Annotated in this window: 9 protein-coding genes; 5 read left to right on the top strand and 4 right to left on the bottom strand. The window is 66.5% G+C overall.

The features are described from left to right. Positions 1-411 precede the first annotated feature (411 nt). A complete protein-coding gene (locus tag A5789_RS30770) occupies positions 412-1677 on the top strand; it encodes a cytochrome P450 (protein WP_063011216.1) in 1266 nt (421 codons plus the stop codon). Here A5789_RS30770 and A5789_RS30765 read toward each other — a convergent pair whose 3' ends face one another. The 4 genes from A5789_RS30765 to A5789_RS30750 are packed head-to-tail and all read right to left on the bottom strand — an operon-like array spanning position 1678 to position 5517. Next, positions 1678-2142: a DUF3237 domain-containing protein gene (locus A5789_RS30765; RefSeq protein WP_063011332.1), complete on the bottom strand. Its 465-nt coding sequence runs from the start codon at positions 2140-2142 to the stop codon at positions 1678-1680. Then, positions 2139-3824, bottom strand: coding sequence for a CocE/NonD family hydrolase (locus A5789_RS30760; protein ID WP_064906492.1), 1686 nt, complete (start codon positions 3822-3824; stop codon positions 2139-2141). Before A5789_RS30760 ends, A5789_RS30765 begins: the two co-directional genes overlap by 4 nt. Next, positions 3821-4282, bottom strand: a complete 462-nt coding sequence (locus tag A5789_RS30755; protein WP_181065149.1) for a MarR family winged helix-turn-helix transcriptional regulator — start codon at positions 4280-4282, stop codon at positions 3821-3823. Before A5789_RS30755 ends, A5789_RS30760 begins: the two co-directional genes overlap by 4 nt. Further along, positions 4279-5517, bottom strand: a complete 1239-nt coding sequence (locus A5789_RS30750) for a flavin-dependent oxidoreductase (protein ID WP_064906489.1) — start codon at positions 5515-5517, stop codon at positions 4279-4281. Before A5789_RS30750 ends, A5789_RS30755 begins: the two co-directional genes overlap by 4 nt. 203 nt (positions 5518-5720) lie before the next feature. On the opposite strand from A5789_RS30750, the gene A5789_RS30745 reads away from it, so the two are divergent. The 4 genes from A5789_RS30745 to A5789_RS30730 form a co-directional block, all read left to right on the top strand. Next, the gene (locus A5789_RS30745) at positions 5721-6242 is read left to right on the top strand and encodes a DUF3558 domain-containing protein (RefSeq protein ID WP_064906488.1); all 522 of its coding nucleotides are present in this window, start codon (positions 5721-5723) and stop codon (positions 6240-6242) included. Positions 6243-6252: 10 nt separating this feature from the next. Next, positions 6253-6630, top strand: a complete 378-nt coding sequence (locus A5789_RS30740) for a hypothetical protein (RefSeq protein ID WP_064906486.1) — start codon at positions 6253-6255, stop codon at positions 6628-6630. 13 nt (positions 6631-6643) lie between these two features. Then, on the top strand, positions 6644-7966 hold the full coding sequence (locus A5789_RS30735; protein WP_064906485.1) for a hypothetical protein: 1323 nt from the start codon (positions 6644-6646) through the stop codon (positions 7964-7966). 3 nt (positions 7967-7969) lie between these two features. Then, the coding region (locus A5789_RS30730; protein ID WP_064927411.1) for an ESX secretion-associated protein EspG at positions 7970-8644 on the top strand (675 nt) is incomplete at its 3' end.

Genomic DNA, 8644 nt, shown 5'->3' with positions numbered 1-8644 from the left:
ACCACTCCCAGCCCCGCCCCCGGTGGTTCCGGCCGCTCCGCGGCCGGAACCACCGAAACCAATTTCGCAACAGCCCGAAAACTCGCACATCGGGCCGAGTTTGCACGAAAAATTCGGACCACGGCGTTCGCTTGTAGGTGCACCCGTCGCTGCGGCGGGATGCCGCACGGCGGGGCCGACCCGCTGGGTGTAGCCAGGTGGCTGCCGCCACGCGCGAAGTGGTCGATAGACCAATGGAATAGCGCTGCCGCAGGGTGCGGGCCGTCTGCTCACAAGACGCCTGTCCCTTTTGCGAAAACGCTAGCTGGAGGGCTGCCACAGCCCCTATTCTCACCAAGCACGAGGTGACGCTGTCGGCTGACGGCGAATCCCCTGCCGCGCTTGTTGGTTCATTCTCTGGAGTCACCCCCTTTGTCAACCCCACCTTCCGACCTGCCTGCGGCCCCGGGCTGCCCTGTTCATCAGGCCGGCACCCCGTTCGACACCGACGGCCCCCGAATCGTGCTGGACACACCGGAATTCGTCGCCGACCCCCATCGCGCCTATGAAGCGATGCGCCGTCGCTATGGCTCCATGGTGCCGATCGAGCTGGCGCCCGGCGTGCCGGCGACGCTGGTCATCGGCTATCACACCGCGTTGCAGATCCTCAACGATCCCGACCATTTCCCGGCGGACCCGCGGGCGTGGGAGAGAACCATTCCCGAGGATTGCCCGGTGCTGCCGATCATGCGCTGGTATCCGAACGTGATTCGCAGCGCGGGCAGTGCTCATGCGCGGTATCGGCAGGCGTTCACGGCCGCGTTCGACAGGGTCGACCTGCACGAGCTGCACACCACCGTCGAGAAGATCGCCATCCCGCTGATCAACGAATTCTGCGAAGCCGGTTCGGCGGATCTGGTCTCGCAATACGCCTTCCCGCTGGCTTTCGAGGTGCTGAACCGCATGGTGGGCTGTTCGGCTGATTTGGGCCGGCGCGTGGCCACCGGGATGGCGGCGATATTCGACACGATCAACGCGGCGTGGGGGATGGACCATATGGCTCAGGCGCTGATGGAACAGGTCCAGCTGCGCCGCAACGCACCCGGCGACGATGTCACCTCGCATCTGGCGCATCATCCGGCCAAGCTCACCGACGAGGAGATGCTCCGCAACCTGATCGTCTTCTACGGCGGGGGCATCGAGCCGCAGCAGAATCTGATCTCCAACACGCTGTTGCTGATGATCACCGACGAGCGTTTCGGCGGCGACATCCTCGGCGGCAGCCTGTCGACTCGCGATGCGCTGGACGAAGTGCTGTTCACCGATCCGCCGCTGGCCAACTTCTGCATGAGCTATCCGCGCCAGCCGATTCTGATCGACAACACCTGGCTGCCGGCTCATCAGCCGGTGGTGATCAGTCTGGCCGCCTGCAACAACGATCCGGACATCGCTGGCGGGGACCGCACCGGGAATCGATCGCATCTGTCCTGGGGTGCGGGCCCGCACGCGTGTCCGGCGCGGTCGGTGGCGTATCTGGTGGTGCAGGACGCGATCGACCAGCTGCTCGATGCGCTGCCGGAGATCCGGCTCGCCGTCGATCCGAGCGAGATCCGTTGGCGGCCTGGACCTTTTCATCGTGCGATGGCAGCGCTGCCGGTCGTCTTTCCTCCGGCGCCTCGGCTGAACCTGATTTCCTGATCAGGTGAGGCGGTAGGCGGTGTAGCGGACCTTGTTCGCTTCCCGGATCGCCGACGCCACGAAGATGGACTGCTGCAGCTCGGTGAGCAGAGGATCGGATGTCTCCAGGCGCACGACGAGGCGGAAGTAGTACTCGGACGGATCAACCGGATCTCCCCGCAACAAGGCCTCCAGGACCTCCGGTGCTCCGCTGCGGATGCCGGAGGTCCGGAGGTAGATGTGCGTGCCGTGCGCGGTGCGCGCCGAGTAGCGGGTGTCGATCTCGATGGCGCCGTCGGGGCGGATCAGCTGCCAGTCCGCGCCGCCGGGCAGGATGTCGGCGTCGAACAGGCCGCTGACCCGGCCGCCGATGATCGGCACGACGCGGCGGTGTCCGGCGCGGGTCGTGCCGTGGTCTTCCGGCGGGCCGAGGCGTGCCTCCACCTGGAACGCCGCCTCCAGTCCGGGAACTGCGGGGGCGCTCACGACGACCACACCGGCAGTTCGATCCGCGACGCAGACGCCGGGGCGTGCGAAATCTCCTGCTTCGCAACGTGAATGGTCGCTGCGGTGGCGGCCGGCTCGCCGGATCCGGGATTGCGGGCGTACCGCGGGTGGGCGCCGGAGCTGATCTGCACGCTGATGCGGTGGCCGGCCTCGAACCGATGGAAGGTGGGCCACAGCCGCACCTCGATATTCCGGAAACCGTCGGCGTCCGGGGCCGGGTCCGTGTCGGCCGTGGCGATACTGCCGATGCGGCGAATACCGTCACAGACCGTCATCGACCGTCCGTCGGGGTGGAGATCGCAGATCCGGACGAAGATGTCGGCGCTGGGTTGTGATGAGCGAAAGCTGATGTGCGCCACCGGTTCTCCGGCGACCGTGACCGGGCTGGTGAGCGGCTCACCACGGAATACGGTGACGTCGGAGCGGCGCTCGTGTGCGGCGTTGTCGACCGGGGCCGAGGTGGGACCCAGGCTGGGGCCGCCGACAGCGGGCGTGGGATCGGCGGGGTCGTAGACGTAGCTGGTGATGCCGCCCTCCGGGAGAGCCTGGCCGAGTTTGCGCGGCGCGCGCAGATACAGCGTCTCGCTCGTCGTGCCGGGCGGTGGCCAGCTGTGCAGGTCGTGCCATTGTTCGGCGCCGGTGAGGTACGCGCGCACGGGTGCGACCCGCTTGCTCGGAGCATCGGCGAAATGCTCCTTCAGGAATTCGACGGTCTCGCGAATCGTCGGCGCGCCCATATCTCGGGTGAGATGTCCCCAGGGGCCGACGGTGAGGCGCGGGGGCCGTCCGGCTTCGGCGAGCTGCGCGTAGTTGCGCAGCTGCCAGGGCAGGAAGATGTCGTACCAGCCGGTGATCATGTACACCGGCGCGGTGACATCGGGAACCGAGGCGGTATGTGACTGCTGGGTCCAATAGTCGTCGGTGAGCCGTTCGTGAGCGACCCAGTCCTGGTACCAGTGCACCCGGCGACCGTTCGCGGCCACATCGCCGCCCGACAGGGGGAGCACGTCGAATGCCTTGCGCAGCTTGCGATCCGGACGCAGCTGGCCCAGCACCAGGGCGAGCAGCTGCCGGTGGATCATCCGGTCCATCATCTGCGTCCAGCCGAGTGCGTTGCGCAGCGCGAACGCCGCGTTGTCCCAGGTGATGGCGCCGAAATCGGGCATCGTCACGATCAGGCACAACGCATCGGGCGCGATATCCGGGTCTTCCTTCTGCAGCTTGCCGGCCACCGCCCACTGCGTGAAGCCCATATAGCTCGGGCCGAAAGTGACCACCCGCCCTGTGCACCAGTCTTGTTCGCGAACCCAGCGGTGGGTCGCGATACCGTCGCGCTGCTCATCGATCTGCGGGGTGAATACACCGCGGGATCCCCAGGTTCCGCGGCAGCTCTGGAACAGCACCGGAAACCCCTCGCGGGCCAGGGCGCGAGCATGGCCGGCGACGGGGCCGCTGCGTCCGTACGGGCCGCGGATCACGATCGTGGGCAGCCGCGGATCCGTGTCGCCGATCGGTGTGATCAGGTCGGCGAGCAACTCGACACCGTCGTCCATCGGGACGCGCAGGTTCTTTCGGATGGTGATGTCGTGCGGGCCGGGGACGAGTCCCTTGATGATTCGCGCTTGTATCCACCGCGAAAGGCGCTGGCGGGGCGTGCTCATTCGGTTTCCTCCGTGGTCTGGAGTCGGTGGAGAGCCTCGCGCAGGCGTTCGAGCGCGGGAAGCGCAGTGGCCAGCGCGGCCCGGTCCTCGGGAGCGAGAGTCGCCGCCGCGGCGGTGATGAGGGCGCCGCTGGCTTGGTCGAAGCGGGCGAACAGATCGTGAGCCCGGGCGGTGGTCGCGATCTCGACGTGGCGGCGGTCGCCGGGCCGGGGGCGTCGTTCGATCAAGCCGTTCGCCTCCATCGTGGTGAGCAGGTTGCTGACCGTAGGGCGGCTCAGCCCGAGCCGTTCGGCCACTTCGCTCGAGGTGCTGACGGTGCCCGGGGGCAGGGCGCGGACGATTTCGATCTGCGCGTCCGGGATCTCCGGAAGACGTTCGGCCGCACGGGCTGCGGAGAGCAGGCTTCGGCGCAGCGGTGAGATGACCGATGCCAGGCGTGCGGGATCGAGATCGGTCACGAGACGTTCCCCTCGCTGGACGGTGGGGTCAGTGACGGCCGGGTGTTGAGGGTGTCGGGGTGGAATCCGGCGGCCTTCTTGTACCCGGTCGCGATGGCGGCGAGCTCCTCGGGCGAGATCACGTCGTGGATATGGGCGAACCCGTTCGGCGCCCGTTCGTGGGCCAGAACCATGACCTGCTCGGGGCCCTGCTTGCGGTTGCTGTGCACCAGGGCTGTCGTGGCGGGGCGTCGATCCTGCTCGTAGGCCGCGAGAGCCTCGCCCGGGGTGCGGGCGGTGGCGAGGTGGAACGCGAGGGTGCGAGCATCGAGGATGGCTTGCGAGGCCCCGTTCGAACCGTTCGGATACATCGGATGCGCCGCGTCGCCGAGCAGGGTGGTTCGTCCGTAGGTCCACCGCTCGAGCGGATCGCGGTCGACCATCGGATATTCGAGAATTTCTTCTGCGGCACAGAGCAATTCGGGAACATCGAGCCACGGGAACCGCCACTCGCGGAACAGCTCCACGATCTGCGCCGGTGCGACCGCGCGGTTCCAGTCGGCGTTTTGCCCACCGAATCCGACGGTCCGGCGCTCGGCGATGAAATTGATGGCGTCGCGGATCGGATATGCGACGAACTTCTGCTCGGCGTCACCGGCCATGATCATCGTGCGGCCGTCGAGGAAGCCGGGCAGCTTGGCTGTTCCGCGCCACAGCGTCAGCCCGTTCCATACTGGTGGGCCGTCGTCCGGCCGGTGCTGGTGGCGCAGGGCCGAATGGATACCGTCGGCGCCGATGATCAGATCGGCGTCTGCGGTCAATTCTCCTGTCGCCGTGGCGAAGTGGGCTCGGCCGTCGGGGGTCGCGGCAAGGAGGCGATGTCCGGTGCGAACGGTGTGCGCGCCCAGCCTTTCGCGCACGGCGTCGAGCAACTCCATCTGCAAACTGCCGCGGTGCACCGACAGTTGCGGCCAGTGGTATCCGGCATCGAGGCCGCGAGGCTCGCACCAGATCTCCTGGCCGAACCTGTTGTAGTAGGCCAGATTTCGCGGCGCCACGCCCAATGCGGCGACCGGCTCGCCGAGCCCGAGTTCGGTCAGCTCACGCACGGCATGTGGAAGCAGATTGATCCCGACACCGAGCGGCCGCAACGCGTCGGCGCGCTCGTACACGGCGATATCCCGGAACCCGGCCGCATGCAGGCTCAGGGCCGCGGCGAGGCCGCCGATACCGGCGCCGACGATCACGATCCTCATGACTGATCAGTTTTGCAACAAAACTAATCGGGGTCAACGGGGGCGGTCTTCTGCTGTCCGGCTGGGCCTGCACCGGACTTCCCTGACTCTTGTGATGATCAATAGGGGGAACCGAGTGGCCGTCGCGTGCGTCCTAGACTCCAGGAGGATGTGTGCGCGGGGACCAACGGGAGGCATCGGTGATACGTAAGGCGGCTACCGCTGTGCTGGCGGCTGCGGTGGTGTTGGTGGTGGGGACCGGGTGTTCCTCGTCGACTTCGGGGACGGCGTCGCCGGAGACGAGTGATCCGAAGGCGGCGACTGCGGCGTTGTGGGACCCGTGCACGCAGGTCACGGATGAGGTGTTGCGGCAGGCTGGGATGGACCCGGCGACCAAGACCGCCAACATCGGTGGTGTTGCGGTGGACGGTTGGAAGCTCTGCTCTTGGCATGACAACCCTGACTACTATTACACGCTGGGGGTTTGGTCGTCGCTGTTCACGATCGAGGATTTGAAGAAGAAGCCGGACAACATCGATTTCCAGGCAGTGACCGCCGGCGGAAGAAACGGCTTCCAATATCGAACTGCTTCGGACAAGAACGGCACGAACTGCTATGTGGCCTTTCCGGCAAGCCAAGGGACCTTCGAGGTCTCCATCTACAACATGAGCTCTCGCGCCGCAGAAGCGCCGTGCAGCCACGCGCTGAGCGCCGCTGCGGCGATCGTGCCGTTGTTTCCGTCCTGAGAGGGGGACCATGGGACACACCGATGAAGTGACGATGTGGAAATACCTTGCCGGCGAGTCCCAAGCTGGTCGGCTGGACCTGGACCCGTCGGTCTCGCGTGACTGCCTGAAAGCCTGTGAGGATCAGCTGCAGGTCTATAAAGAGTGCAAGGCGATGCTGCTGCAGATGTCCAATGTGACCGGACTGGGCGACTTCCCCGCTGCCGATCAACTTGCGAAGATGTTGGGCGCCAAAGCAGTCGGTGGCGAAGGGGACTTCGACTCAGCCTTCGACGAGCATATTCAGGTGCTCGAGTTGATCCGCGACACCATCAAGCACTCCGTCGACCGCCTCGTCGACCACGACCAGCAGAACGCCGGCACCATCGCCGGCTCCGAGAACCACTGACCCGGGGGAGCACATGGTACTTCCACTCGTCCCGCTGGTTGCTGCCCTCTGGGAGCAGCACAAGGGAGGTCCGCCCGACTCTTTCTCGAATGCGCAGGGCGATCAGAGTCCCGACGCGACCGCCGCGCGCAACCGGATCAATCAGATCGTGAACGGCGGATTCGGAGGGCAATACCAGAACCCGCAGGTCGCGCAGGACGCGTACAAGAATCCGCAGAATATCGACAATCTGTACGACCGCATTCAGAAGATGCAGCCGAGCACCGTCGTGACGTTGCACAACTTCTGGGAGGGGCTGCGGAACAAAATCGAGAACGGGCACAACACTTTCGGGCCGCAGATCCAGAAGGCCATTCAGGAGAAGTGGCAGGGGGCCGCGGCGCAGAAGACCGCCGAGGGCATCAAGAGTTTCACCGACAAGGAGAAAGATCTGGTGAGCTCCGCCCAGTTGGTCAGCGAGAAGGTGAAGTTGGTGCGCTCGGCGGTCGAGATCACCAAACCTGCCGCGCAGCCGACCCCGCACACGAGTTGGACCAGCGATCTCGCCGGCTGGGTGCCGGGGCCGACGTGGAAGCTCAACGACCACCGCAAAACTCAGGCCAACGCGGCGAACGAACATTTGATCAACAATGTGTTCTACCCGGCCGTGCGCGAGAGTGACACACAGGTGCCCTTGGCGCCTCGACCGTACAATCCCGTGAATACGCCGGACGACAACACGGAATGGAAGCCGCCGGGAGTTCCGGCGGTGGGTCCACCCTCGAAAGGCCCCGACGATGGCCACGGACCCGGCGATACCAATCAGCCCAAACCGCCGAGTCCTGATCAAGGTCCCGGCGATGGCACCACGCCGAGCCCTGTCGACCCGTCCACACTGAGTAACTCGATGCAGAATCCCGCGAATACCACCTCCGCGAGCGCTACCCCGGCTGGATGGGATCCGTCGGCGGCGGGCGCGCAGACCACCCCTTCTTCGGTGACACCTGGTGGAATCGACTCGCGCACCGGGCTCCCGTTCGGCTCGGGTGGACCCGGCGTCACCGGAACCTATGGCGGGTCGGGCAATTCGGCCGGTCGCGGGTCGTCGGTGCCCGGTTCGAATGCCCAGGGCCAGGGGACGGCTCGCGGCTTGTCTGCCGGAGGGGGCAAGGGCGCCGCCGGGATGAACGGTATGCCCGGCATGATGCCGCCCGGTGCCAAGTCGAAGAAAGAGGACGAGAAGACCCACAAGTCCAAGATCAGCGAGGAGCTGGTGTCGCGGGACCACGGTGACGAACTGACCGGCCTCTCCGAGGAGCAGCGGCAGAAGACCGTCCCGCCGGTCTTGGGTGAATAGCCCATGGCAGGTTGGACTTTCAGCGCGCTCGGCTTCACCGTCCTGTGGCGTGCCGCCGGACACGACGTCCTGCCGTATCCCTTGCAGTTCCGCTCCACCGCCGAGACCTCGGACGAGCTGGAAGCCCAGTGGAAATCCGAAGCCGCCGACCTCGCCGGCCGCATCGACGACAACGCCGAAGCCGCGGTGCGCATTCTCCACGGTCCGGAATCGCGGATCGAGATCGCCGGATTCGCCGCCGCGTCGAACGGTTCGGGCGATCTCGAGCAGATGGGCGATCCGCGTCAGCGCGTCCGCATCCACGCGGCCGTGCACTACCGGCAGGCGGTCCTGGTCACCCAGCAACCCTCGTCCGACCCGGAATCCGGTGGGACCGTGCGGATGTCGCTCCTGCGCGCCGAAAACCTCACCCGCCACCTGCTCGCCGCCATCCCCGGCCATCCCCGAGGCACCCGCCCTGCCCTACAGGTCAACCGCGCCGACCTCACCGACGACGACCGCCCCTACACCGCATTCCACGACGACGCCCCCCGCTCACCACGCGACGAAGCCGCCCGCTTCTTCGAACGCCCCCGCAGCACCGTCCTCCACGTGGCCGTTTGCCCCGGCCCCGCCTGGGACCGCCTCGAACAACACCCCCGCAACGTCGAGGGCTTTGGTGGACACCGGCGTGACCTT

This window comes from Nocardia sp. 852002-51101_SCH5132738, from assembly GCF_001665695.1.
Lineage (GTDB): Bacteria > Actinomycetota > Actinomycetes > Mycobacteriales > Mycobacteriaceae > Nocardia > Nocardia nova.
Note: the sequence above shows the minus strand (reverse complement) of the source record. Positions and strands in the feature narration are given on the sequence as shown.

Coding starts and splice junctions, on each gene's coding strand:
- A5789_RS30740 (WP_064906486.1), top strand. CDS start 6,253: ATGGGACACACCGATGAAGTGACGATGTGGAAATACCTTGCCGGCGAG.
- A5789_RS30750 (WP_064906489.1), bottom strand. CDS start 5,517: ATGAGGATCGTGATCGTCGGCGCCGGTATCGGCGGCCTCGCCGCGGCC.
- A5789_RS30735 (WP_064906485.1), top strand. CDS start 6,644: ATGGTACTTCCACTCGTCCCGCTGGTTGCTGCCCTCTGGGAGCAGCAC.
- A5789_RS30760 (WP_064906492.1), bottom strand. CDS start 3,824: ATGAGCACGCCCCGCCAGCGCCTTTCGCGGTGGATACAAGCGCGAATC.